This window comes from Pseudomonas fluorescens (assembly GCF_900636825.1).
GTDB lineage: Bacteria > Pseudomonadota > Gammaproteobacteria > Pseudomonadales > Pseudomonadaceae > Aquipseudomonas > Aquipseudomonas fluorescens_BG.
The window spans coordinates 2,808,438-2,830,643 of sequence record NZ_LR134318.1 but is presented as its reverse complement, the minus strand read 5'-3'; the positions used below and the strand labels follow the sequence as shown (position 1 = coordinate 2,830,643).

Here is a 22,206-nt window from a genome sequence, read left to right as displayed (position 1 = left end):
TACTCTTGAGGCATTAACTACTACAATTTTTTCAACCTGAGCAAGATTGGCAGGTGAGCCATTATCACCGAGTCGCTTCAAGGCTCTTGGCTTACAGCTTTGTTGGCGGTTGGTATCAGCCAAATACACTATTGGAGTAAAGATATTGTCCAGACTCGCTGAATTTCGTGCAGCTGAAAAAGCCCTTCAGGAGCAGCTCAAGCAGCTGGAGTCGCTGAAGAACGATGCCGGCCTCAAGAAAGAAATTGAATTTGAAGAAAAGCTTCTGGGGCTGATGAAAAACTATGGCAAGGGCCTGAAGGAAATCATCGCCATTCTCGATCCGAACCCGTCAAAGTCGGCTCTGCAAGCGTCCGCCGCGCCGAAAACCCGCCGCGCTCGCGTGGTCAAGGTTTATCACAACCCGCACACCGGCGAGCTGATCGAGACCAAGGGCGGCAACCACCGAGGGCTGAAAGCCTGGAAAGAACAATACGGTGCTGCCACTGTCGATTCCTGGTTGCGCGATTAAAGGTCACGCCAACAAACAAAGCCCTGCATGATGCAGGGCTTTTTTCTTGACATTATCTAACAAATGAAATGAATTTCATCTCGCAAGTTTCGAGATCCCTGTAACGTTCTTGAATCATATTCAAATAATTTGCTGCTCAATGTTGCAGATGACGGCGGGTTTTAAACTTTGTACTTAATCCCTTCGGGTATTCTCTGCGCCTTGGCCAGATCGATCGACTAAAGTTTCAGGCTGTTTCTGACTGCGACTATCTCGTCTGCACTCGCCTTATAAGCCTCTGCCTGCCCAGCGTAGGAAAGAACATAAGCCTTATCTGCCTCGACCGCTGCGACCAAGGTTTGCGATAACACATGCCGGCCGTTTTCAGTGATCGTGCAAGTGGATTCCAGTGCTGGCAAATCACCCAGCGTCGCCGGGTGAACTTTGTTGCAGACGCTTTGGTAACCGCTCTGGAAAAAGTCCTTCTGGATTGATTTGCGCATTTCCAGCAAAACGCCCTGCAAGTTGACCTGATGCCCGGTTTCAACCTGCGTCATGGTCAATTCCATGACCATCACCTGATTGCCATCGGCGTCAGTCTTCGCTGCGCGCTGACGGGAAACCTGCAGCGACGCTTCGGGAAGCGATTCCACCTGCCAACCGGCAGGCCAAGTGACGCTGGGTTCACCCGCGATTACGGGAACCGCAGTCAAAGACAAGCCAAAAAAAACAAACAGCGATTTGAACAGTCGGATCATTGCCGGACGCACTCGAAGGTAGAAAGCAAAGTCTGAGCCCCGGCCAGCCGCACGGCAAGCCCGCCCTGCATTTGGCGATGCCGGCCGGCATGCGTATGATTGCGCCCATTCACTCGACCATAGTTATTGGAGGGCCCATGAGCCTCAACGAACTGAACACTTTCCCCGGCGTCACTGCCACGCCAGACAGCGCAACCCGTAACTTCGTTTTCAACCACACCATGCTGCGCGTCAAAGACATCACCAAGTCGCTGGATTTCTACACCCGCGTGCTGGGTTTCTCGCTGGTCGAGAAGCGTGACTTCCCGGAAGCCGAGTTCAGCCTGTACTTTCTCGCGCTGGTCGACAAAGCACAGATTCCAGCCGACGCCGCAGCGCGCACCGAATGGATGAAGTCGATCCCGGGCATTCTGGAACTGACCCACAACCACGGCACCGAAAACGATGCTGATTTCGCCTATCACAACGGCAACACCGATCCACGTGGTTTCGGCCACATTTGCATCTCGGTGCCGGACATCGTCGCCGCGTGTGCACGTTTTGAAGAATTGGGTTGCGACTTCCAGAAGCGCCTGAGCGATGGCCGCATGAAAAGCCTGGCGTTCATCAAGGATCCGGACGGTTACTGGGTCGAAATCATCCAGCCAGCCCCGCTGTAAAAAGATCGCAGGCTCCTACACAGTCTCTGTAGGAGCTGCCGCAGGCTGCGATCTTTTGCTTCAGGCATAAAAAAACCCGTGATCGCTCACGGGTTTTTTCATTCTGCCAGGGCGGTTAAGCCGGAGCGGAAGTGCGAATCAAGTGATCGAAAGCACTGAGCGAAGCCTTGGCACCCTCGCCCACTGCAATCACGATCTGCTTGTACGGCACAGTGGTCACGTCACCCGCTGCGAAGATCCCCGGGATCGAAGTCTCGCCACGGTTATCAACGATGATCTCACCGCGCGGCGACAACTCGATGGTGCCTTTGAGCCAGTCGGTGTTCGGCAGCAGTCCGATCTGCACGAAGATCCCTTCCAGCTCGACCGTACGCAACTCATCGCTGGTGCGATCCTTGTAACGCAGACCGTTGACCTTCTCGCCATTACCGGTCACTTCAGTGGTTTGCGCACTGGTGATCACGGTGACATTCGGCAGGCTGTGCAGCTTGCGCTGCAGGACGGCGTCGGCACGCAGTTGTACGTCGAATTCCAGCAGCGTGACGTGCGAGACGATACCGGCCAGGTCGATGGCCGCTTCGACGCCTGAGTTACCGCCGCCAATCACTGCCACTCGCTTGCCTTTGAACAGCGGACCGTCGCAGTGCGGGCAGTACGCCACGCCCTTGTTACGGTATTCCTGCTCGCCCGGCACGTTCATTTCACGCCACCGCGCACCAGTCGCCAAAATCACGCTTTTGGCTTTCAGCGTTGCGCCGCTGGCGAAATGGACTTCATGCAGCTCGCCATTTTTGCCGGGGATCAGCTTGTCGGCGCGTTGCAGGTTCATGATGTCGACGTCGTATTGCTTGACGTGTTCTTCCAGCGCCGTAGCCAGTTTCGGCCCTTCGGTTTCCTGCACGGAAATGAAGTTTTCGATGGCCATAGTGTCCAGCACCTGACCGCCGAAACGCTCAGCGGCAACACCGGTGCGGATACCCTTACGCGCTGCATAAATGGCCGCCGACGCGCCGGCCGGGCCACCGCCGACGACCAATACGTCAAAGGCTTCTTTGGCGCTGATCTTCTCGGCCTGACGCACGATGGCGCCGGTGTCGAGCTTGGCGAGGATTTCTTCCAGGCCCATTCGGCCCTGGCCGAAGTTTTCGCCGTTCAAGTAGATGCTCGGCACGGCCATGATCTTGCGATCGTTGACTTCGTCCTGGAACAACGCGCCGTCGATGGCAACGTGGCGGATGTTCGGATTGAGCACCGCCATCAGGTTCAGCGCCTGCACAACGTCCGGGCAGTTTTGGCAAGACAGCGAGAAGTAGGTTTCAAAGACAAACTCACCTTTGAGCGAGCGAATCTGCTCGATCACTTCAGCGCTGGCCTTCGATGGGTGGCCACCGACTTGCAGCAACGCCAGTACCAGCGAGGTGAACTCGTGGCCCATCGGAATGCCGGCGAAGCGCAGGCTGATGTCGGCGCCGGGGCGGTTGATCGAGAACGATGGCTTGCGGGCATCGTCACCGCTGTCGATCAAGGTAATTTGGCTCGAAAGACTGGCAACGTCTTTCAGCAGGTCAAGCATTTCACGGGATTTCGCACCGTCGTCGAGGGATGCAACGATCTCGATCGGCTGGGTGACCCGTTCCAGGTACGATTTCAACTGGGCTTTAAGATTGGCGTCCAACATACGGGCGATTTCCTTTATTTGAGGCGAAAAAAAGCCCGAGCGAATCTCGCCCGGGCATTTTTATTGGGCGGTGCAGCTAACTTAAGAAGGTGCGGCGTGCCGCCCTGCGTTGCATGTCACAGACTTAGATCTTGCCGACCAGGTCCAGCGACGGAGCCAGAGTGGCCTCGCCTTCTTTCCACTTGGCCGGGCAAACTTCGCCTGGGTGTGCAGCGACGTACTGAGCAGCCTTGATTTTGCGCAGCAGCTCGGAAGCGTCACGGCCAACGCCGCCATCGTTCAGTTCAACGATTTTGATCTGGCCTTCAGGGTTGATCACGAAGGTGCCACGGTCAGCCAGACCAGCTTCTTCGATCAGCACGTCGAAGTTGCGGGAGATGACGTGGGTCGGGTCGCCGATCATGGTGTATTGGATTTTGCCGATGGCTGGCGAAGTGTTGTGCCAGGCAGCGTGAGCAAAGTGGGTGTCGGTCGAAACGCTGTAGATTTCCACGCCCAGCTTCTTGAACTCAGCGTAGTTGTCGGCCAGGTCTTCCAGCTCGGTTGGGCAAACGAAGGTGAAGTCGGCTGGGTAGAAGAACACCACGGACCACTTGCCTTTCAAGTCAGCGTCCGAGACTTGAACGAAGTCGCCGTTTTTGAATGCGGTAGCTTTGAACGGTTTTACTTGGCTGTTGATGATAGGCATCGATGACTCTCCGTCAGGGGTTATGAAGTTGATGGGTGAATCCTACCCACTCACTCGACGGAAGGCTCATTGGCAAACCTGATACTGCTGATTTGTTTTCGCTATTAGCTGGCTGTATTAATAGAAGAAAACGATCTCTACGGTTGATCCGGTTTATCCATAATCCGAGCCATTCCCTGGAATGGGCTGACCTCAACATAGCGCATGGCGGATTTCATGTCCTTCCAGCCCACGTAACTCATCAGTGATTTCAGATCCCAGCCGCTTTGATGCGCCCATGTGGCGAAGCCGCGCCGCAGGGAATGGCTTGTGTAGTTCTCGGCGGCAATCCCGGCACGCTGCAAGGCCTGGCGCAGTAACGGAATGATGCTGTTGGCGTGCAAGCCCTCTTCGTTCAGATTGCCCCAGCGGTCGATGCTGCGAAAAACCGGACCGCGCACCAGCGCCGCTTCCGTTATCCAGTCGATGTAGGCCTGCACCGGGCAGAGCTTCAGCAGTGCCGGCGCTTGATAAGTCTGCCCCAGGTTTTCCCGGTCGCCCTTGCTGCGCGGCAGATAAAGGGTGATGCCTTTACCGGCGTGCGCTTGCACATGCTCGATCTGCAAACGGCACAGTTCATCGCTACGGAAACCGCGCCAGAATCCCAGAAGAATCAATGCGCGATCGCGATAAGCCTTGAGCAGCGCGGGACGATCCTGTTGCGCTCTCGCTGTCTGCGCCTCTTGCTCGAGCCAGCCAACGACGCGTTGCAGATCCTGCAACTGCAACGGCTCGGCCTGTTTCTCTTGTGCTGGATGCAAAGCACGAATGCCTTTGAATACCTTGCGCACCACAGGCGACTTGGTCGGATCGGCAAAGCCCTGACTGTTGTGCCACTGCGCCAGCGCCGACAGACGCAGCTTCAGCGTATTGATCGACAGCTCGCCAGCGTGCGCGACCAGATAGCGCGCAACGCTGTCAGCGGTGGCTGGCAGGAACCCTCCCCACTTCACTTCGAAATGTTCGATGGCCGCGCGATAGCTGCGGCGCGTGTTGTCACGGGTGGCGGCTTGCAAATAGCGATCGATGTCGCTCATGCCTGTTTTCTCGCTGGCGTACTGATGCAAGGGTGCAAAAGCACATTTTGCCGTCTGACAATGGGTAATACCAGTATATCCCGCGTCTTAAACCTCAATTATTCAACTTTGTTTTTGACGTGGTACACTAGCCTTCATAGTGGCATGTACCACAGTATGAAACCGTAGGAGTTGATATGGCCCGTGGCGGCATAACCAAAGCCCTCGTGCAAATCGCGCGCACCGCGATTCTGGCGCGCGGCGAACACCCAAGCATCGATGCGGTACGCATTGAAATGGGTAACACCGGCTCGAAAACCACGATCCATCGTTATCTGAAAGAGCTGGACGATGGCGCTCAACCGGTCGAAGCGTCGGCAGAACCGATCGACGACGAACTCGCCGCCCTCGTCTCGCGCCTCGCCCAACGCCTTAAAGAGCAGGCGCAAGAGCCCATCGAACAAGCGCGCGAGCAGTTCGAGGCGCAACGTGAAGCGCTGGAAAGCGAGTTGAAAGAAACCCGCCAGGCTCTGGAAAAACTCGAGCACGAGCACGACATTCAAGGCGCCGCACTGGCGCGCGAATCCGAAGCGCTGAACAACACGCGCTCGATGTTGCAGACCGAGCAGACGCGCAATGCCGGGCTGAATCAGGCACTGGCCGACTTCGAGTTGCGCTTGCAGGACAAGGACGAGCAGATTCGCTCGCTGGAAGAAAAGCATCTGCACGCCCGCGATGCGCTGGAGCATTACCGCAACGCCAGCCGAGAGCAGCGCGAGCAGGATCAGAGCCGTCACGAAAGCCAGGTGCAGCAGATTCAGGCCGAACTGCGTCAAGCCCAGCAAAGTGCGTTGGTGCGTCAGGACGAGATCACGCAACTGCACCGCGACAACGAACGCCTGCTCACAGAAAACCGCGGCACTCAGCGCGAGCTGAACTTGCTGCAGGATCAGCTCAAGCAGAGCAACCAGCGCCAGGATCAGTTACTGGAACAAAGCACGCGAATGGATAGCGAGCGCACCCTCCTCCAGGAACGCTTGCGCGTGGCCACGCTGGAAAGCCAGGCGCTCAAACAGAGCGTCGACGAGCAGACGATGGTCAATCAGACTCTGGAAAAAGAGTTGCTCAAAGCTCAAGCAACTCTGGAAGACAGCAAGCGCCTGGCGGCCACCGTCGCGGCAACGCCAGACACAGGCAAACCGAACGACGCTTAAGCGCCGACCGGTGTACGCATGGTGACAAACTCTTCGGCGGCCGTCGGGTGAACCCCGATCGTGTCGTCGAAGTCACGCTTGGTTGCGCCAGCCTTCAGCGCGATGGCCAGACCTTGCACGATTTCACCAGCATCCGGACCGACCATGTGGCAGCCGAGGACCTTGTCGGTCTTGCCGTCGACCACCAGTTTCATCAGGGTTTTTTCCTGAGACTGTGTCAGGGTCAGCTTCATCGGCCGGAAACGACTTTCATAAATCACCACATCGTGACCCGCCTCGCGGGCCTCTTCTTCGCTCAGGCCCACTGTGCCGATATTCGGCAGACTGAATACGGCCGTCGGGATCATCTTGTAATCCACCGGGCGGTATTGCTCCGGCTTGAACAAGCGCCGCGCCACGGCCATGCCTTCAGCCAATGCGACCGGCGTGAGTTGCACCCGGCCAATGACGTCGCCGAGGGCAAGAATGGACGGCTCGGTGGTTTGGTACAGATCATCGACTTTGATGAAGCCTTTGTCAGTGAACTGCACACCGGTGTTTTCCAGGCCGAGATTGTCCAGCATCGGACGACGGCCAGTGGCGTAAAACACGCAGTCTGCTTCGAGCACGCGTCCATCTTTGAGTGTGGCTTTCAGGCTGCCATCGGCCTGCTTATCGATGCGCGCGATGTCGGCGTTGAATTGCAGATCCAGACCGTGCTTGGTGAGCTCTTCCTGCAGATGCCTGCGCACGGCGCCATCGAAGCCACGCAAGAACAGATCGCCGCGATACAGCAGCGTAGTCTCGGCACCAAGACCGTGAAAAATTCCGGCAAACTCCACGGCGATATAGCCGCCGCCCACCACCAATACGCGCTTGGGCAGTTCTTTGAGGAAAAAGGCCTCGTTGGAGCCGATCGCATGTTCGTGCCCCGGAATGTCCGGAATCTGCGGCCAGCCACCGGTGGCGATCAGAATGTGCTTCGCGCTGTAGCGCTGGCCGTTCACTTCAACTTCGTTCGAGCCGACGATTTTCGCGTGGGCTTCGTGCAGCGTCACGCCGCTGTTGACCAGCAGATTGCGATAGATGCTGTTGAGGCGATTGATCTCGCGATCCTTGTTGGCAATCAGCGTCGCCCAATCGAAAGTCGCCTCACCCAGGCTCCAGCCAAAACCGGAAGACTGCTCGAATTCTTCGGGGAAATGCGCGCCGTATACCAACAGCTTCTTTGGCACACAACCGACGTTGACGCAGGTCCCGCCGAGATAACGGCTTTCCGCTACTGCCACTTTTGCGCCGAAACCCGCGGCAAACCGCGCAGCGCGCACACCGCCGGAACCGGCACCAATCACATAAAGGTCAAAATCGTAGGCCATTTCTATCTCCTCGGCAGGCGATCAGCATACCTGCCGCCGTCCATTGGGCAAGCACTGCAATCCATATAAGGGCGGAAAATGAAAAAGCCACCCGAAGGTGGCTTTTTCTTGCAGAGCGGGCAGACGCTATCAGTAAGCTTTGCCAGTCTTGTAGAAGTTTTCGAAGCAGAAGTTGGTCGCGTCGATGTAGCCTTCAGCGCCACCGCAGTCGAAACGCTTGCCTTTGAACTTGTAGGCCATGACGCAGCCGTTCTGGGCTTGTTTCATCAGGGCATCGGTAATCTGGATTTCGCCGCCCTTGCCTGGCTCGGTCTGCTCGATCAGATCGAAGATGTCCGGGGTGAGGATGTAACGGCCGATAATCGCCAGGTTCGACGGCGCATCTTCCGGTTTTGGTTTCTCGACCATGCTGTGCACGCGATAGATGTCGTCACGGATCATCTCGCCAGCGATAACGCCGTACTTGTTGGTTTCCTGCGGATCGACTTCCTGGATGGCGACGATCGAGCAGCGGAACTGCTTGTACAGCTTGACCATCTGGGTCAGTACGCCGTCGCCTTCGAGGTTGACGCACAGGTCGTCCGCCAGTACCACGGCGAACGGCTCGTCACCGATCAGCGGACGGCCGGTGAGGATCGCGTGACCCAGGCCTTTCATTTCAGTCTGACGGGTGTACGAGAACGAGCACTCGTCGAGCAATTTACGGATGCCGACCAGGTATTTTTCCTTGTCGGTGCCCTTGATCTGGTTTTCCAGCTCGTAGCTGATGTCGAAGTGGTCTTCCAAAGCGCGCTTGCCACGACCGGTAACGATGGAGATTTCCGTCAGACCAGCATCCAGAGCTTCTTCAACGCCGTACTGGATCAGTGGCTTGTTTACCACCGGCAGCATTTCTTTAGGCATGGCTTTAGTCGCTGGCAGGAAGCGAGTACCGTAACCGGCTGCTGGGAACAAGCATTTCTTGATCATATAAGTCCTTGAAAAGGCTGTGTGTACGAGTTTCGGCGCAGTCTAATCAGGCGGCGTGCACCTTACAATGCCCCGCACTGGCTAACCGATGCCATCATAGAGAAATATTCTCGTCGATAGTTCCATCCGACTTTTCGTGCGGCCAGATCAGCGTAGCTCAAAGCTGCCGGCAAACTCGATCACCATACGCTCATCGCCCCCCGATGCGTGCATTTGCCGGTATCATGGCGACTTTGAACCAGCGAACGAGACAGAGAGATGGCCGCGGTAAAAATCATCAATGGGTATGTTATCGACAAGAAAGACGGCAAGTGGACGCTGACCACCACTAACGGCGAACACATCGCCGGGCCTTTCGACAGCGAGCAGATGGCGACTGATGTGGCATCGGTGTTCACTGACACGCCTGCATCGGCCAAGCGTCGTGGCAAAGATCAGGACTGACCCGCGTTGATTCGCCCGGAGCCCTGCCGTTGTGCAGGGCTTTTTTATGCTTGCGTGCAAACAAGTGGCCAATCGCTATAACCTTTTCATCGTGGCGCTGTCAGAGCGTCTAGTCCCCCTAGCTGAAGACGACACAGACCATGAACATGAACAAATTGCTGCCCCTGATCGCGATACTGGCACTGAGCGGCTGCGCCACTTCCCAGCCCACCTACCTGAACAACGGCGAGCAGGGCCTGAGCATCGATTGCTCCGGTGAAGCCAATTCCTGGGCCACCTGCTACGAAAAAGCCGATGCATCCTGCGCCGGCACCGGTTATCGCATCGTTGGCACCGACGGCACGCCGCATCCCAAGGAAGACGACAAAACCTTGGGCGTCGACGTCGGCAACTTCAAAAACCGCAGCGTCGTGGTGGTCTGCAAATAGCCGCTACATGTGGATTTCGGCAAACTTGATGCCCAGACCGCGCACCACTTCGATCAGATCGTCGAGGCGATTGAACGACTCGACCTCGTCGTTATCGTCCACCAGAAAATAGCTGCGCCCGGCGCTCTTCTTGAAAAACACGATCCATTCGCCCGGATTGGCCGGGTTCTGAATCACATGGGTGGCTGAAATCAGGCCCTCGACGTGGCGCTCCCGTACTTGCTCTCGCTTCATCGCGACTCCAGAAATGAAAATGCCGCCACAGCATCACTGTGACGGCATCGGTGCTGATAGCGAACAGTCTATCAGCCGGAAATACACGCGGTGGCGGCCTTCTGCACATCGCGGGGGCGAACCGGCACATTGGACATACGCTCGTGCAGCTTGATGCTGCTACCGCCGGAACGATCTTCGATATCAAATACGGCGGCCGGGCCTGAGGACAATTTGCCCGGGACGATTACGCGAACCCCGTCCTTCTGCGGCTGCACTTGCAGCGCACCGCGGCTACTGGCGAGCTGATCGGTCAGGCACTGCGCATATTCATGGGGCTTCTTGCCGGAGATCACACTCATGGTCGGCAGTGTCTCGTTGATTTCCGAAACGTTCGCACAACCACCCAACATCAGAACCAACGGCAGACAAACCACGCCCCACTTCATACAAAACCTCCGTTAAAGACCGTCCGACAGCACAAATGCTGTTTTTCTCCGGGGCCGCCTGTATTTAACCCGCATCCAATCGCGAATATCTGTTCGAAAAGTGTCAAACCATCGCCCGACGGCCAGATAATAACCCGTGCGGGCTGATAAACTGCGCCAATCGACAAGCTATCGTTCTGATTTTTGTAGAAAAAGCCCTTCTGGAGGCGCCCATGAAATTTATTCACCAGCGCGAGCACCTCAACGAAGACGACATCGTCGTCATCCAATGCTCGCAAATGTGCAACATTCGTCTGATGAACGACGCCAACTTCCGCAGCTTCAAAAATGGCGGCCGTCACACCTATCACGGCGGCGCATTCGACACCTTCCCGGCGCGCATTACCGCGCCGAGCACCGGTTTCTGGAATATCACCATCGATACCGTGAACCGCCGTGCGATCAGCGTGACGCGCAAGCCGACGCTGACCCACTCGATCAAGATCATCCGTCGCTCCAGTACCAAGCTCAGCTGAAGCGCGCCGACTATCTGAAAGGAAAACATGACCGTGGACCAAAAGACCAAATACGTCATCAAATACAAGCTGGACGGTGAGCAGCGTTTCGACTTCGCCGAGCTCGAGACCGGTACTGCCGAGGAAGCGAAAGCGGCGCTGCAAAAGCTGCACACCGAGGAAGAAGTCACTGACATCAAGGTCAGCAAAGCGCTGTAACCGACACCATGCAACCGACCACATTCGACTTGTTCGCCGATAACGAACCCGTACAGCAAGCCCGGGCCGAGCAGATTGGCGAGCAATCGTGGGTGCTGCGGGGCTTCGCTTTGCCGTGCGTCGATCAATTGCTGACGGAGCTTGAGGCCATTCTCGTCGCCGCCCCGCTTCGTCACATGGTCACGCCCGGCGGCTTCAGCATGTCGGTCGGCACCAGCAGTTGCGGGAATCTGGGCTGGATTACCGATCGCAGCGGTTATCGCTATTCAAGCGTCGATCCACGCAGCGGTTTGCCGTGGCCGACGATGCCGGCGGTGTTTGCCGATCTGGCTCAGTCGGCCGCGGAGCGTGCAGGATTCAGCGCTTTCCAGGCCGATTCCTGCCTGATCAATCAATATGTCCCCGGCGCCAAGATGTCGTTGCATCAGGATAAGGACGAAAAGGGCTACGCGGCGCCGATCGTTTCGCTGTCGCTGGGGCTGCCAGCAATGTTTCTGTTTGGCGGTTTCGAACGCAGCGACAAAAGCCAACGAATCCCGCTGCTGCATGGCGATATGGTGGTCTGGGGCGGCGTCGACCGCTTGCGCTTTCACGGCGTGCTGCCGATCAAACCCGGCCATCATCCGCGCCTGGGCGAACGACGTATCAACCTGACCTTTCGTGTCGCCGGAGCGCTGGCAAAAGTTTGACCGCAAGGTGCGGAGTGTCGTCAGCTACGATGCTGGTTAACCTGAATCAAACAGGTCAACGGATTATTCCCCATGGACACGCTTTCGAACTCGATCAGCATTGAAGACGATCCGCGCTGGGCGGCTGTGGTCGCGCGCGACCCGCGGGCAGACGGGCACTTTGTCTATGCGGTAAAAACCACCGGAATCTACTGCCGGCCCAGCAGCCTTGCGCGCCTGCCCAAACCAGAAAATGTCGAATTTTTCGCCAGCGCCGAATTGGCCGAAGCGGCGGGATACCGGCCGAGCAAACGCGCCAGCAAGGATCAGAACGATGCGCATCAGGCGGCGATTATCGCTGCAGCGTGCCGCCATATAGAAGCTGCGCAAACCTCACCGACACTGAACAGCCTCGCGGCGAGCGCCGGCCTCAGTCCGTTTCATTTCCACCGCGTATTCAAAGCCGCGACGGGCCTTACACCCAAGGCCTACGCCAGCGCGCATCGCTCGCGCAAAGTGCGCGCCCGCCTCGCTGAAGGCGGTTCCGTGACCGAGGCGCTGTACGACGCAGGCTTCGGTTCCAACGGGCGTTTTTACCATTGCGCCGATCAACTGCTGGGCATGAAGCCGACCGACTACCGCGCCGCCGGGCAGCACAACGACATCCGCTTTGCCGTCGGGCAATGCTCGCTCGGGGCGATTCTGGTGGCGCAAAGCGCGCGCGGTATCTGCGCAATTCTGCTGGGTGACGATCCGCACCAACTGGTCTGCGATCTGCAGGATCAGTTTCGCAACGCCAACCTGATCGGCGCTGATCACCCGTTTGAACAACTGGTCGCCAGCGTGGTTGGCTTCATCGAGTCACCGGCAATCGGCCTTGACCTGCCGCTGGACATTCGCGGCACAGCCTTCCAAGAGCGTGTCTGGCAGGCACTGCGCGAAATTCCGGTGGGCAGCACCGCCAGTTACGCCGAGATTGCGCAGCGCATCGGCGCACCGACCTCGATGCGCGCGGTGGCCCAGGCGTGCGGCGCCAACCGCCTGGCGGTCGCGATCCCCTGCCACCGCGTGGTGCGCAGCGACGGCAATCTTTCCGGCTACCGCTGGGGTGTCGAGCGCAAACGCCAATTGCTCGAGCGTGAACTCAACGATTGACGTCGACCACCACCCGCCCCCGCAGTTGCCCGGCGAGCAGCTTCGGCGCGGCTTCAATCGCTTCGCTCAGACTGATTTCGTGACTGATCAGCGCCAGCAGCGCAACGTCCAAATCCGTCGCCAGTCGATCCCAGGCTTCAATTCGACGCGCCTTGGGCTGGGTCACACTGTTGATCCCGGCCAGCGTCACCCCGCGCAAAATGAACGGCGCCACCGATGCCGGAAAGTCCATGCCCTGCGCCAGTCCGCACGCGGCGACCACGCCTTCGGAACGGGTGCTGGCGCAGGCGTTGGCCAACGTGTGGCTGCCGACCGAGTCAACAACCGCCGCCCAACGTTCTTTGGCCAACGGTTTGCCCGGCTCCGAGAGGGTCGATCGGTCGATGATTTCAACGGCGCCCAAGCGCTTGAGGTATTCATGCTCGGACACCCGGCCAGTGGACGCGACCACCTGATAGCCAAGCTTGCTGAGCAGCGCAATGGCAAAACCGCCGACGCCGCCATTCGCGCCGGTGACCAGCACTTCGCCCTGATCCGGGGTCACGCCGTGACGCTCCAGCGCCAGAATGCACAACATCGCCGTATAACCCGCCGTGCCGATGGCCATGGCCTGCGCCGCTGTGAAAGCCTTGGGCAGCGGGATCAGCCAATCGCCATTCAGCCGGGCCTTTTGTGCCAATCCACCCCAGTGGTTTTCGCCGACACCCCAGCCGTTGAGCACGACCTGATCGCCCGCCTGATAGTCCGGATGCGAACTGGATTCGACGGTCCCCGCCAGATCAATCCCCGGCACCATCGGGAACTTGCGCACGACCGGGCTGCTGCCGGTAATCGCCAGACCGTCCTTGAAATTCAAAGTGCTGTACGCCACGTTCACGGTGACGTTGCCTTCGGGCAATTGCTCCTCCGCGACTTGCTGGAGATTGGCGCGATAACCGCTGTCGTCTTTGTCGATCAAAATGGCGTTGAACATGACGGCCTCTCGTAAATGTTGAAATGAAAGCATGCATTGAAATAGCACATCGCAACACATTGCCACACTCGACTTTGCGCCAATCGCTGGCGGCGGCTGCCTTCGGCGCTGCAAAAACTGCAAAAGATCTTCTCAATTTCAAACTGGCTGCGGATCCTGTTTACCTGTAAAAAACCCGCTTTGCCGTCCCTGCCCGCTTCGTCGTTCGGAGAACCGTTTTCATGAGCCAATGGCCAGATACCCGCATTCTCGATCTGTTTGGCATTGAGTTGCCGATCATCCAAGGCCCGATGGCCGGTGCCACCAATTCGTCGATGGTGATTGCGGTGTGCAATGCCGGCGGCCTCGGTTCGATGCCGGCGGCAATGCTCAGCATCGAGCAATTGCGCGCAGAACTGACGACGATTCGGCAGCACACCGACAAGCCGTTCAATGTGAATTTCTTCTGCCATCAACCGCCCGCCGCCGATGAGCAACGCGCCATCGAATGGAAAAGCCTGCTGGAGCCTTACTACCGCGAACTGGGTGCCGATTTCGATGCGCCGACACCGGTCTCCAACCGTGCCCCGTTTGATGCGGCGGCTTGTGCCGTGCTCGAGGAATTTCGTCCTGAAGTGGTGAGTTTCCATTTCGGCCTGCCGGAAAAGACCTTGCTGGATCGGGTCAAGGCAACGGGGGCGAAAATCATTTCTTCGGCGACCACGGTCGATGAGGCCCGCTGGCTCGAACAGAACGGCTGTGATGCGATTATTGCCATGGGCTATGAAGCGGGCGGCCATCGCGGGATGTTTCTCAGTGATGATCTGAGCAGCCAGGTCGGGACATTTGCGCTGGTGCCGCAGGTGGTCGATGCGGTGAGCGTTCCGGTGATTGCTGCGGGGGCAATCGCCGACGCACGGGGTGTGGCGGCGGCGTTCATGCTTGGGGCATCGGCGGTCCAGGTCGGCACCGCGTACCTGTTCACCCCGCAAGCAAAAGTCAGCGCTGCGCATCACCAGGCGCTGCGATCGGCGAAGGAAAGTGAGACTGCGATCACCAACATTTTCACCGGGCGACCTGCGCGGGGCATTCTCAATCGGGTCATGCGCGAACTGGGGCCGATGTCGGCGCACGCCCCGGCTTTCCCTCTTGCCGGCGGTGCCTTGATGCCGCTGCGGGCGAAAGATGATGCGCAGTTCGCCAACCTCTGGGCCGGTCAGGCGCTGACGCTGGGCAAGGACATTGGCAGCGCCGAACTGACTCGACTGTTGGCCGAAGGCGCCCTGGAAAAACTGGCTCGCCGCTGACCCTCCGCAGCGCATATTCAGGCGCATCCCAGCCAAGCCTTCCCGTTTGCCGGGGTTTCGCTATATATTTGCCTATATAGCGAATTCACCCCCGGCATCGGCGCATTCCATGGCAGAGAACTTTGCTTGCGCCCCCGCCACCAACGGAGCTGTTACATGAAGATCGGTTTTCCACGTTTTGCGTCTACCGGCATGACCACATTACTCGCCGTCTTCGCCGTTGGCGCGGCTCAGGCTGATGAAGTGCAGGTGGCTGTTGCGGCGAATTTCACCGCTCCGATCCAAGCCATCGCCGCTGATTTCGAAAAAGACACCGGGCACAAACTGGTCGCCGCCTACGGTGCCACGGGCCAGTTCTACACCCAGATCAAGAATGGCGCGCCGTTCGAAGTGTTTCTCGCGGCGGATGATACGACGCCTGAAAAACTCGAAAAGGAAGGCGAGACCGTCAAGGGTTCGCGCTTTACCTACGCCATTGGCACGCTGGCGCTGTGGTCGGCAAAAGAAGGTTACATCGACGCCAACGGCGACGTATTGAAGAACAACCAATTCCAACACTTGGCAATCGCCAACCCAAAAGCCGCGCCTTATGGGCTGGCTGCCACGCAAGTGCTGGAAAAACTCAAACTTAGCGAAGCGACCAAAACCAGGATCGTTGAAGGTCAGAACATTACCCAGGCCTATCAATTCGTTTCCACCGGCAACGCCGAATTGGGTTTCGTCGCCCTTTCGCAGATTTTCAAGGATGGCAAAGTCAGCAGCGGTTCGGCGTGGATCGTCCCGGCCAATCTGCACGATCCGATCAAACAGGACGCGGTGATTCTGAACAAGGGCAAGGACAACGCCGCCGCCAAAGCTCTGGTTGAATACCTCAAAGGTCCGAAAGCCGCGGCGGTGATCAAGTCCTACGGCTATCAACTCTAAATGTCGCTGACGAGTGCCGATTTCGCGGCGATCTGGCTGACGCTGAAACTGGCGTCACTGACGACTGTGATCCTGCTGGTCATCGGCACGCCAATTGCCCTGTGGTTGTCGCGCAGCCGTTCGTGGCTGCGCGGTCCGATCGGCGCCATCGTCGCCCTGCCCCTTGTGCTGCCGCCCACCGTCATTGGCTTTTATCTGCTGCTGATGATGGGGCCGCACGGTTTTCTCGGTCAGTTCACGCAGTGGCTGGGCCTCGGTACGCTGACGTTCAGCTTCACCGGTCTGGTGATTGGCTCGGTGATCTACTCGATGCCGTTCGTGGTGCAACCGCTGCAAAACGCATTCTCGGCGATTGGCACGCGCCCGCTGGAGGTGGCCGCGACCTTGCGCGCCAACCCGTGGGACACGTTTTTCAGCGTGATCCTGCCGCTGGCCCGCCCGGGATTTATCACCGCCGCGATCCTTGGATTCGCCCACACCGTCGGCGAATTCGGTGTGGTGCTGATGATCGGCGGCAATATTCCCGACAAGACCCGCGTGGTTTCGGTACAGATTTACGATCACGTCGAAGCCATGGAATACGCTCAAGCGCATTGGCTGGCCGGGGCGATGCTGGTGTTCTCGTTTTTGGTGTTGCTGGCGTTGTATTCCAGCCGCAAGACTCGCGCTGGCTGGAGCTGATCGATGATTGATGCACGCCTGAACCTGACGTATCCCGACTTCACGCTGGACGTTGATCTGTGTTTACCGGGGCGTGGCGTTTCTGCGCTGTTCGGCGACTCCGGCTCGGGCAAAACCACTTGCTTGCGCTGCATTGCCGGTCTGGAGCGTGCCGAATACGGCTTCGTACAGATCAATGATGAAGTCTGGCAAGACAGCGAAAAAGGCATTTTCCTGCCGCCGCACAAACGTGCACTGGGTTACGTGTTTCAAGAGGCCAGCCTGTTCCCGCACCTGTCGGTGCTGGCCAATCTGCAATTTGGCCTCAAGCGCATCGCCCGATCGCAGCGGCGAGTCGACCTGAACCAAGCCACCGAATTGCTCGGCATCGGTCATTTGCTTGAGCGTCATCCGCAACATTTGTCCGGCGGGGAACGCCAGCGCATCGGCATTGCCCGCGCATTGTTGACCAGCCCGAAACTGTTGTTGATGGATGAGCCGCTGGCGGCGCTGGACAGTCGGCGCAAAAGCGAAATCCTGCCGTACCTGCAACGCCTGCACGATGAACTGGATATTCCGGTGCTCTACGTCAGCCACGCGCAGGATGAAGTTGCCCGGCTGGCCGATCATCTGGTGCTGCTGCGCGACGGCAAAACGCTGGCCAGCGGCCCCATCGCGGAAACCCTCGCGCGGCTGGATCTGCCCTTGGCGATGGGCGATGACGCGGGCGTAATCATTGAAGGCCAGGTCAGCGCTTACGATGCGGACTATCAATTGCTGAGCCTGCAACTTCCGGCGACCGAGATGAACATTCGCGTGACCCACGCGCCGATGGCGCTGGGCCAGGCGCTGCGCTGCAAAGTCCACGCGCGGGACATCAGTCTGGCGCTGCACAACAGCGAATCGAGCAGCATCCTCAATCGCCTGCCGGTGACCGTCGTCAGCGAACAGGCGGCAGATAACTCTGCCCATGTGTTGATCCGTCTCGACGCCGGGGGCACGCCGCTGCTGGCGCGGATTACCCGGTTTTCCCGCGATCAATTGGCTGTGCGCCCTGGCCAGCGGCTCTGGGCGCAGATCAAGGCGGTGGCAGTGCTCGCGTAAATCATTCGGCACGACGGCAGCGGCGCGCGGTCAATCGTTTTACAGACCGTTACGCAAACCCTGGAAGATGCCATGCCTGATACCGTGTTAACTGATGCGCTGCCACCCGACCTGCATTACGTCGATGACACCCAGCCCGGTATTACCCGCAAAAAACTGCGTGGCAAGTTCTGTTACTTCGACCCGTCTGGCCAACGCATCACCGACCCGGACGAGATCAAGCGCATCAACTCGCTTGCCGTGCCGCCGGCTTACACCGACGTCTGGATCTGCACTGATCGGTGCGGCCACCTGCAAGCCACCGGCATCGACGCCCGTGGCCGCAAGCAGTATCGCTATCACCCGCGCTGGCGCGAAGTACGCGATGCGGACAAGTATTCACGTCTGCGCGAATTTGGTCAGACGCTGCCGAAATTGCGTAAACAACTCGAAACCTTGCTCGACGCACCGGGGTTCAGCCGCGACAAAGTCATGGCCACGGTGATTACCTTGCTGGACGCCACGCTGATCCGGGTCGGCAATACGCAATATGCGCGGGACAATAAATCCTATGGGCTGACCACCCTGCGCAGCCGCCACGTTGAAGTGAACGGCAGCGCCATCCTCTTCCAGTTTCGCGGCAAGAGCGGTATCGAGCACCAGATCACCGTCAAAGACCGACGCCTGGCGCGGATCATCAAGCGTTGCCTGGAAATTCCCGGTCAGAATCTGTTCCAGTATCTGGATGAAAATGGCGAGCGCCACACCGTCACTTCGTCCGACGTCAATGCCTACCTGCGAACCCTGACGGGCGCAGAATTCACCGCCAAGGATTACCGCACCTGGGCCGGCAGCGCTTTGGCCTTGGCGACGCTACGCGAGCTGACCCACGAAACGGAGACCGAAGCAAAACGGCACGTGGTGGAGATGGTCAAAGGCGTTGCCAAGCAGTTGGGCAACACGCCGGCCGTGTGCCGCAAGTGCTATATCCATCCCGCGGTGGTGGAAAAATTCATGCTCGGCGCCCTCGCCGAATTGCCACGACCACGCGCGCGCAAAGGCCTGCGCCCCGAAGAGGTGGCGCTGGCGATGTTTCTTGAGCGCATGAGTGAAGTGACCGACGTGCTTGAACCTCCCAGCGCCGCGTCCTAGGCCGAGCACCTTTCCCCCGCACGATTGGCACCGGCAACCGACGAGCTGAGCTGGGTATTTTTGGCACGATTGCCGAGGGCTTCTATAGTTGATCTGACACGAATCAGCTACGGTGATCCCATGGAAGACCTGTTCGTCGTGAAGCAGTGCAACAAGATCATCATCCACGGTCGACGCGCCGGGGACGCCCAGTCCGAACCGGCCGAAGCGACAGCCTGGTTTCGCATCTGCGACACACGCACCCACGGGTTCATCGGCGATGGCTACGACGTGGAGCTGGACGCACACGTCGAATGTCAGCGGCTCAACGCAGCCAGCTCATTATCACCGGCCCGCCAGTCTTCCGGCTGATGCCGCGCTAAAGCGGGTCTATACTGAAACCAGCTGAGGGAGCAGCATTCCCATGGCATAAGGCTCGCGAGTTGCGGGCTTTTTGCTGCAGCTCAAGGTTTCATAGAACGGAGGTGTTCCATGTCCGAAAAAGAGTCCATCACCACCCTTCTCACCCTGCTCGACGCCCGTCAGGCGCGCCTGGCTGCCGCTTGCAAAGAAATCGCCGACTGGGTTGATCACCAAGGCGGACACCCGACCGCCCTGCGCATCCGTGATCGTCTGAACGACATTGAAAAAGACACGCCGCTGATCCGCAATACGCTGTCGTCGCTCAAGCCTCTGGATCGGCCACTGCCGCGATTCAGATAAACGCTTGCGCCGCGCTCGCGGATTACAGCTGTCGCTTTAGCGTTTGCTTCCACGAACGCCGGCATACGCGTGGGTACTCGCCGCGGCGGGCTGAAGAATTTCCGTCAAGAAATCTATAAACACGTTGATCCGACTCGAGCCGCGATGATTGGGCAGATACAGCGCGTTGATGCAGGTGCTGGCACTGCCGGGATTGACCTCGTAATGCTCGAGCAACCGAGTCAGCCGTCCAGCCGCCACGTCGTCGCGCACCAGCCAATCGGCCAGCAGCGTCACCCCGCCATCAGCGATGGCGGCTTCGCGCAAGATGTCGGCGTTGTTGCTTTGGAGTCGCCCCTGGACGTTGAGCTGAATCGGCTCTTGTTCATTCTGAAAGGTCCAGTGCGCGTGCGTGCCGCCATAGTCGAAACGCAGGCATTGATGCTCGAGCAAATCCCGAGGATGACAAAGCGCCGCGCTGCGAGCCAGATAGGCCGGACTCGCCACCACCCAGCGCTCGAAATGTCCTACGCGTTTGCTGACGATGTCATCACTGACCACGGTCGAGCCCAAGCGCACCGACACATCGATCTGCTCGCTCAGCAAGTCACTGACCTGGTCGCTCAGCGACAAACTGATCTCAAGCCCCGGATGCCGCTCGAGCAAGCGGCTCAGGTGCGGCGCGATCAGCCGTCGGCCGAACTCCACCGGCACGCTGATGCGCAACCGGCCCTGTGCGTCGATGCCACGGTCAGCAACGACGGCGTCGGCTTCATCGACGGCGTCGAGAATCGCTACGGCTTTTTCGAAATAGGTCTGACCGGCGACGGTCACGCTGGTGTTGCGCGTGGTGCGATTGAGCAGGCTTGCGCCCAGTTCGTGTTCGAGCCCCGCCACCTGCCGCGTCACTGATGACGTCGAAATCCCCAATTTGCGCGCCGCCGAGGAATAGCCCCCGCAACGCACGGTTTCAACGAACATCTTCAGTGCCAGCAACTTGTCCATAAGCGGGGTCCGGTCGAAAGGGAACGCGGACGATTGTGCATCACTGTTCGCCATACGTCTTGTACCGCCGTGCTCGGGGCGATGCATGTTGTCCTCCTGTCGAAACAGCGTCTTGTAAAATTCCGCGAAACCCTGTGGGAGCGAGCCTGCTCGCGAAGCCGATCCATCCGTCAGTATTTGGCCCGGCTGGTCCACCGCCATCGTGCGCGGGCACACTCCCAAAGGGATATTTCGCAGATTCAGCTCCGCTCGGCCTTGCGACCAAGGAACAACGCCAGAGCCAGCGCCGGGAGCACCGCCACTGCTACCGCCGACAGGTTCCAGCCAAAATGCTCGTACAGCGGGCTGGCGATCAGTGAACCCAGAGCACCGCCCACAAAAATGCTGGTCATGTACACCGCATTAAGTCGCGCACGGCTGTGTTGATCGAGGGCGTAAACCTCACGCTGGCCGAGCACCATGTTCAACTGCACGGCGAAATCCAGCAGCACCGCACACACCACCAGCCAGACATAACCGCTACCCGGCAGCGCAGCGATCAACAGCGACGCTGGGGCCAGCAACAACGCGATCAGCGTGCCGCGACGGCCATGCCCCGCATCCGCCAGACGCCCGGCGATCGGCGCCGCAATCGCACCCACCGCACCGACCAGCGCGAAAATCGCCACTTGCGCCTGAGTGAAGCCGTGACGCCGCATCAGCTCAATCGGCGCCAGCGTCCAGAACAGACTGAAACTGGCGAACAGCAAACCTTGATACAGCGAACGCTGACGCAGCACCGGATAGCGCCGGGCCAGAGCAAACACCGAACCGATCAACGCGACATAAGTGGCTTTGTGCGTCGGCATCCGGCGTGGCAGCGCCACGGCGGTGATCAGCGCGATGACCGCCATCAGCGCCGCCGCGCTGTAAAACACTCCGCGCCAGCCGAACACCTCGACCAACACGCTCGACAGCGGCCGCGACAGCAGAATCCCGAGCAGCAAGCCGCTCATGATGTTGCCGACGACGCGGCCACGGCTGGCTTCCGGCGCCAGATGCGCGGCCAGCGGCACGAGAATCTGCACCGCCACCGAGGTCAGGCCGATCAGTAACGACAACAGCAGAAACAGCGACGGCGAATGGGTCAGGCCGGCGCACAACAGCGTGGCACTCGCCGCGAGGGTGAAACCGACCACCAGACGGCGGTTTTCCATGAGGTCGGCCAGCGGCACCAGCAGCAACAAACCCAGCGCGTAACCGAACTGCGTCAGCGACACGATCAAACTGGCATTGGCGCTGGACAGGCCGATCTGCGGCGCGATCAGCTCGACGATGGGCTGCGCGTAATAAAGGTTTGCGACAACTGCGCCGCAGCAGAAGGCCAGGAACGCGACCATCGGTCCGGAGAGTGAAGCAGGCTGTTCGGCCTTGGCCGCAACGGCGGGATTGCCCGTAAGCATGGTGACACCTCATTGAGTTCGGGAAAGTTGTGCCAAGGCTACGGTCACCCGTGGGAAGCGAGAA

27 protein-coding genes are annotated in these 22,206 nt (G+C 58.8%); 16 read left to right on the top strand and 11 right to left on the bottom strand.

Going from position 1 to position 22,206, the window contains the following annotated elements; translation table 11 throughout:
* Positions 1-145: 145 nt before the first annotated feature.
* Entirely contained in the window at positions 146-511 is a 366-nt protein-coding gene (locus EL257_RS12845) for a histone-like nucleoid-structuring protein, MvaT/MvaU family (protein WP_126368094.1), read from the top strand.
* A 218-nt stretch (positions 512-729) separates the two neighbouring features.
* On the opposite strand, the gene EL257_RS12840 is transcribed toward EL257_RS12845, so the two are convergent.
* Positions 730-1,248: a DUF4946 domain-containing protein gene (locus EL257_RS12840; RefSeq protein WP_126368092.1), complete on the bottom strand. Its 519-nt coding sequence runs from the start codon at positions 1,246-1,248 to the stop codon at positions 730-732.
* A gap of 137 nt (positions 1,249-1,385) precedes the next feature.
* Between EL257_RS12840 and gloA the strand changes: the two genes are divergently transcribed.
* The gene (gloA, locus tag EL257_RS12835) at positions 1,386-1,907 is read left to right on the top strand and encodes a lactoylglutathione lyase (RefSeq protein ID WP_126363042.1); all 522 of its coding nucleotides are present in this window, start codon (positions 1,386-1,388) and stop codon (positions 1,905-1,907) included.
* Positions 1,908-2,022: 115 nt separating this feature from the next.
* Here gloA and ahpF read toward each other — a convergent pair whose 3' ends face one another.
* The 3 genes from ahpF to EL257_RS12820 all read right to left on the bottom strand — a co-directional run bounded on the left by ahpF (position 2,023) and on the right by EL257_RS12820 (position 5,349).
* Complete coding sequence (ahpF, locus tag EL257_RS12830; RefSeq protein ID WP_126363040.1) at positions 2,023-3,585, bottom strand: alkyl hydroperoxide reductase subunit F; 1,563 nt, start codon at positions 3,583-3,585, stop codon at positions 2,023-2,025.
* A gap of 124 nt (positions 3,586-3,709) precedes the next feature.
* Positions 3,710-4,273, bottom strand: coding sequence for an alkyl hydroperoxide reductase subunit C (gene ahpC, locus EL257_RS12825; protein WP_126363038.1), 564 nt, complete (start codon positions 4,271-4,273; stop codon positions 3,710-3,712).
* A 137-nt stretch (positions 4,274-4,410) separates the two neighbouring features.
* Positions 4,411-5,349: a site-specific integrase gene (locus EL257_RS12820; RefSeq protein ID WP_126363036.1), complete on the bottom strand. Its 939-nt coding sequence runs from the start codon at positions 5,347-5,349 to the stop codon at positions 4,411-4,413.
* Between the two features lie 176 nt (positions 5,350-5,525).
* Between EL257_RS12820 and EL257_RS12815 the strand changes: the two genes are divergently transcribed.
* Positions 5,526-6,542, top strand: coding sequence for a DNA-binding protein (locus EL257_RS12815; protein WP_126363034.1), 1,017 nt, complete (start codon positions 5,526-5,528; stop codon positions 6,540-6,542).
* Here the strand turns inward: EL257_RS12815 and gorA are convergent.
* Together gorA and galU are read right to left on the bottom strand one after the other, a co-directional pair.
* Positions 6,539-7,897, bottom strand: a complete 1,359-nt coding sequence (gene gorA, locus EL257_RS12810; protein ID WP_126363032.1) for a glutathione-disulfide reductase — start codon at positions 7,895-7,897, stop codon at positions 6,539-6,541. The genes EL257_RS12815 and gorA overlap by 4 nt on opposite strands.
* Positions 7,898-8,026: 129 nt before the next feature.
* Positions 8,027-8,866 (bottom strand): UTP--glucose-1-phosphate uridylyltransferase GalU, encoded by an 840-nt coding sequence (galU, locus tag EL257_RS12805; RefSeq protein WP_003182953.1) that lies wholly within the window; start codon positions 8,864-8,866, stop codon positions 8,027-8,029.
* Between the two features lie 258 nt (positions 8,867-9,124).
* Here galU and EL257_RS12800 point away from each other — a divergent pair, with 258 nt between their 5' ends.
* Both EL257_RS12800 and EL257_RS12795 read left to right on the top strand, forming a co-directional pair.
* On the top strand, positions 9,125-9,310 hold the full coding sequence (locus tag EL257_RS12800; RefSeq protein WP_007912238.1) for a hypothetical protein: 186 nt from the start codon (positions 9,125-9,127) through the stop codon (positions 9,308-9,310).
* A 146-nt stretch (positions 9,311-9,456) separates the two neighbouring features.
* Entirely contained in the window at positions 9,457-9,738 is a 282-nt protein-coding gene (locus EL257_RS12795; protein ID WP_172604552.1) for a hypothetical protein, read from the top strand.
* Between the two features lie 3 nt (positions 9,739-9,741).
* Here EL257_RS12795 and EL257_RS12790 read toward each other — a convergent pair whose 3' ends face one another.
* On the bottom strand, positions 9,742-9,972 hold the full coding sequence (locus EL257_RS12790) for a hypothetical protein (RefSeq protein ID WP_008082673.1): 231 nt from the start codon (positions 9,970-9,972) through the stop codon (positions 9,742-9,744).
* A gap of 71 nt (positions 9,973-10,043) precedes the next feature.
* Positions 10,044-10,400, bottom strand: a complete 357-nt coding sequence (locus tag EL257_RS12785; protein WP_126363028.1) for a hypothetical protein — start codon at positions 10,398-10,400, stop codon at positions 10,044-10,046.
* Between the two features lie 212 nt (positions 10,401-10,612).
* Here EL257_RS12785 and EL257_RS12775 point away from each other — a divergent pair, with 212 nt between their 5' ends.
* From EL257_RS12775 to ada, 4 genes are all read left to right on the top strand, one after another.
* Entirely contained in the window at positions 10,613-10,915 is a 303-nt protein-coding gene (locus EL257_RS12775; RefSeq protein WP_007912251.1) for a DUF1883 domain-containing protein, read from the top strand.
* A gap of 27 nt (positions 10,916-10,942) precedes the next feature.
* Positions 10,943-11,113, top strand: coding sequence for a hypothetical protein (locus tag EL257_RS27765; RefSeq protein WP_172604480.1), 171 nt, complete (start codon positions 10,943-10,945; stop codon positions 11,111-11,113).
* Between the two features lie 8 nt (positions 11,114-11,121).
* Positions 11,122-11,802, top strand: coding sequence for a DNA oxidative demethylase AlkB (gene alkB, locus EL257_RS12770; RefSeq protein WP_126363024.1), 681 nt, complete (start codon positions 11,122-11,124; stop codon positions 11,800-11,802).
* A gap of 72 nt (positions 11,803-11,874) precedes the next feature.
* Positions 11,875-12,936, top strand: a complete 1,062-nt coding sequence (gene ada / locus EL257_RS12765; protein WP_126363022.1) for a bifunctional DNA-binding transcriptional regulator/O6-methylguanine-DNA methyltransferase Ada — start codon at positions 11,875-11,877, stop codon at positions 12,934-12,936.
* Here ada and EL257_RS12760 read toward each other — a convergent pair.
* Positions 12,926-13,909 carry an MDR family oxidoreductase gene (locus tag EL257_RS12760; protein WP_126363020.1) on the bottom strand — a complete coding sequence of 328 codons (984 nt, stop codon included), beginning with the start codon at positions 13,907-13,909 and terminating at the stop codon, positions 12,926-12,928. The genes ada and EL257_RS12760 overlap by 11 nt on opposite strands.
* A gap of 221 nt (positions 13,910-14,130) precedes the next feature.
* Between EL257_RS12760 and EL257_RS12755 the strand changes: the two genes are divergently transcribed.
* The 7 genes from EL257_RS12755 (at position 14,131) to EL257_RS12725 (ending at position 19,716) form a co-directional block, all read left to right on the top strand.
* Positions 14,131-15,195, top strand: a complete 1,065-nt coding sequence (locus EL257_RS12755; RefSeq protein ID WP_126363018.1) for an NAD(P)H-dependent flavin oxidoreductase — start codon at positions 14,131-14,133, stop codon at positions 15,193-15,195.
* 156 nt (positions 15,196-15,351) lie between these two features.
* The gene (gene modA, locus EL257_RS12750) at positions 15,352-16,119 is read left to right on the top strand and encodes a molybdate ABC transporter substrate-binding protein (RefSeq protein ID WP_126363016.1); all 768 of its coding nucleotides are present in this window, start codon (positions 15,352-15,354) and stop codon (positions 16,117-16,119) included.
* Complete coding sequence (modB, locus tag EL257_RS12745; protein WP_126363014.1) at positions 16,120-16,800, top strand: molybdate ABC transporter permease subunit; 681 nt, start codon at positions 16,120-16,122, stop codon at positions 16,798-16,800.
* 3 nt (positions 16,801-16,803) lie between these two features.
* The gene (gene modC, locus EL257_RS12740; RefSeq protein WP_126363012.1) at positions 16,804-17,883 is read left to right on the top strand and encodes a molybdenum ABC transporter ATP-binding protein; all 1,080 of its coding nucleotides are present in this window, start codon (positions 16,804-16,806) and stop codon (positions 17,881-17,883) included.
* 72 nt (positions 17,884-17,955) lie between these two features.
* Positions 17,956-19,014, top strand: coding sequence for a DNA topoisomerase IB (locus EL257_RS12735; protein WP_126363011.1), 1,059 nt, complete (start codon positions 17,956-17,958; stop codon positions 19,012-19,014).
* A gap of 120 nt (positions 19,015-19,134) precedes the next feature.
* On the top strand, positions 19,135-19,365 hold the full coding sequence (locus tag EL257_RS12730; RefSeq protein WP_126363009.1) for a hypothetical protein: 231 nt from the start codon (positions 19,135-19,137) through the stop codon (positions 19,363-19,365).
* A gap of 120 nt (positions 19,366-19,485) precedes the next feature.
* A complete protein-coding gene (locus EL257_RS12725; RefSeq protein ID WP_126363007.1) occupies positions 19,486-19,716 on the top strand; it encodes a hypothetical protein in 231 nt (76 codons plus the stop codon).
* A gap of 36 nt (positions 19,717-19,752) precedes the next feature.
* On the opposite strand, the gene EL257_RS12720 is transcribed toward EL257_RS12725, so the two are convergent.
* Positions 19,753-20,700, bottom strand: coding sequence for a LysR family transcriptional regulator (locus EL257_RS12720; protein ID WP_126368090.1), 948 nt, complete (start codon positions 20,698-20,700; stop codon positions 19,753-19,755).
* A 239-nt stretch (positions 20,701-20,939) separates the two neighbouring features.
* Entirely contained in the window at positions 20,940-22,142 is a 1,203-nt protein-coding gene (locus tag EL257_RS12715) for an MFS transporter (RefSeq protein ID WP_126363004.1), read from the bottom strand.
* Between the last annotated feature and the right edge of the window lie 64 nt (positions 22,143-22,206).

Excerpts from the sequence above, each read along its gene's own strand:
- EL257_RS12755 (WP_126363018.1), top strand. The coding sequence starts at position 14,131 with ATGAGCCAATGGCCAGATACCCGCATTCTCGATCTGTTTGGCATTGAG.
- EL257_RS12735 (WP_126363011.1), top strand. The coding sequence starts at position 17,956 with ATGCCTGATACCGTGTTAACTGATGCGCTGCCACCCGACCTGCATTAC.
- EL257_RS12815 (WP_126363034.1), top strand. The coding sequence starts at position 5,526 with ATGGCCCGTGGCGGCATAACCAAAGCCCTCGTGCAAATCGCGCGCACC.
- EL257_RS12725 (WP_126363007.1), top strand. The coding sequence starts at position 19,486 with ATGTCCGAAAAAGAGTCCATCACCACCCTTCTCACCCTGCTCGACGCC.
- modA (WP_126363016.1), top strand. The coding sequence starts at position 15,352 with ATGAAGATCGGTTTTCCACGTTTTGCGTCTACCGGCATGACCACATTA.
- galU (WP_003182953.1), bottom strand. The coding sequence starts at position 8,866 with ATGATCAAGAAATGCTTGTTCCCAGCAGCCGGTTACGGTACTCGCTTC.
- ada (WP_126363022.1), top strand. The coding sequence starts at position 11,875 with ATGGACACGCTTTCGAACTCGATCAGCATTGAAGACGATCCGCGCTGG.
- gorA (WP_126363032.1), bottom strand. The coding sequence starts at position 7,897 with ATGGCCTACGATTTTGACCTTTATGTGATTGGTGCCGGTTCCGGCGGT.
- EL257_RS12820 (WP_126363036.1), bottom strand. The coding sequence starts at position 5,349 with ATGAGCGACATCGATCGCTATTTGCAAGCCGCCACCCGTGACAACACG.
- EL257_RS12775 (WP_007912251.1), top strand. The coding sequence starts at position 10,613 with ATGAAATTTATTCACCAGCGCGAGCACCTCAACGAAGACGACATCGTC.
- EL257_RS12760 (WP_126363020.1), bottom strand. The coding sequence starts at position 13,909 with ATGTTCAACGCCATTTTGATCGACAAAGACGACAGCGGTTATCGCGCC.
- ahpC (WP_126363038.1), bottom strand. The coding sequence starts at position 4,273 with ATGCCTATCATCAACAGCCAAGTAAAACCGTTCAAAGCTACCGCATTC.
- EL257_RS12795 (WP_172604552.1), top strand. The coding sequence starts at position 9,457 with ATGAACAAATTGCTGCCCCTGATCGCGATACTGGCACTGAGCGGCTGC.
- gloA (WP_126363042.1), top strand. The coding sequence starts at position 1,386 with ATGAGCCTCAACGAACTGAACACTTTCCCCGGCGTCACTGCCACGCCA.
- EL257_RS12730 (WP_126363009.1), top strand. The coding sequence starts at position 19,135 with ATGGAAGACCTGTTCGTCGTGAAGCAGTGCAACAAGATCATCATCCAC.
- EL257_RS12790 (WP_008082673.1), bottom strand. The coding sequence starts at position 9,972 with ATGAAGCGAGAGCAAGTACGGGAGCGCCACGTCGAGGGCCTGATTTCA.
- modC (WP_126363012.1), top strand. The coding sequence starts at position 16,804 with ATGATTGATGCACGCCTGAACCTGACGTATCCCGACTTCACGCTGGAC.
- EL257_RS12840 (WP_126368092.1), bottom strand. The coding sequence starts at position 1,248 with ATGATCCGACTGTTCAAATCGCTGTTTGTTTTTTTTGGCTTGTCTTTG.
- EL257_RS12720 (WP_126368090.1), bottom strand. The coding sequence starts at position 20,700 with ATGGACAAGTTGCTGGCACTGAAGATGTTCGTTGAAACCGTGCGTTGC.
- EL257_RS12800 (WP_007912238.1), top strand. The coding sequence starts at position 9,125 with ATGGCCGCGGTAAAAATCATCAATGGGTATGTTATCGACAAGAAAGAC.
- EL257_RS12785 (WP_126363028.1), bottom strand. The coding sequence starts at position 10,400 with ATGAAGTGGGGCGTGGTTTGTCTGCCGTTGGTTCTGATGTTGGGTGGT.
- ahpF (WP_126363040.1), bottom strand. The coding sequence starts at position 3,585 with ATGTTGGACGCCAATCTTAAAGCCCAGTTGAAATCGTACCTGGAACGG.
- alkB (WP_126363024.1), top strand. The coding sequence starts at position 11,122 with ATGCAACCGACCACATTCGACTTGTTCGCCGATAACGAACCCGTACAG.
- EL257_RS12715 (WP_126363004.1), bottom strand. The coding sequence starts at position 22,142 with ATGCTTACGGGCAATCCCGCCGTTGCGGCCAAGGCCGAACAGCCTGCT.
- modB (WP_126363014.1), top strand. The coding sequence starts at position 16,120 with ATGTCGCTGACGAGTGCCGATTTCGCGGCGATCTGGCTGACGCTGAAA.
- EL257_RS27765 (WP_172604480.1), top strand. The coding sequence starts at position 10,943 with ATGACCGTGGACCAAAAGACCAAATACGTCATCAAATACAAGCTGGAC.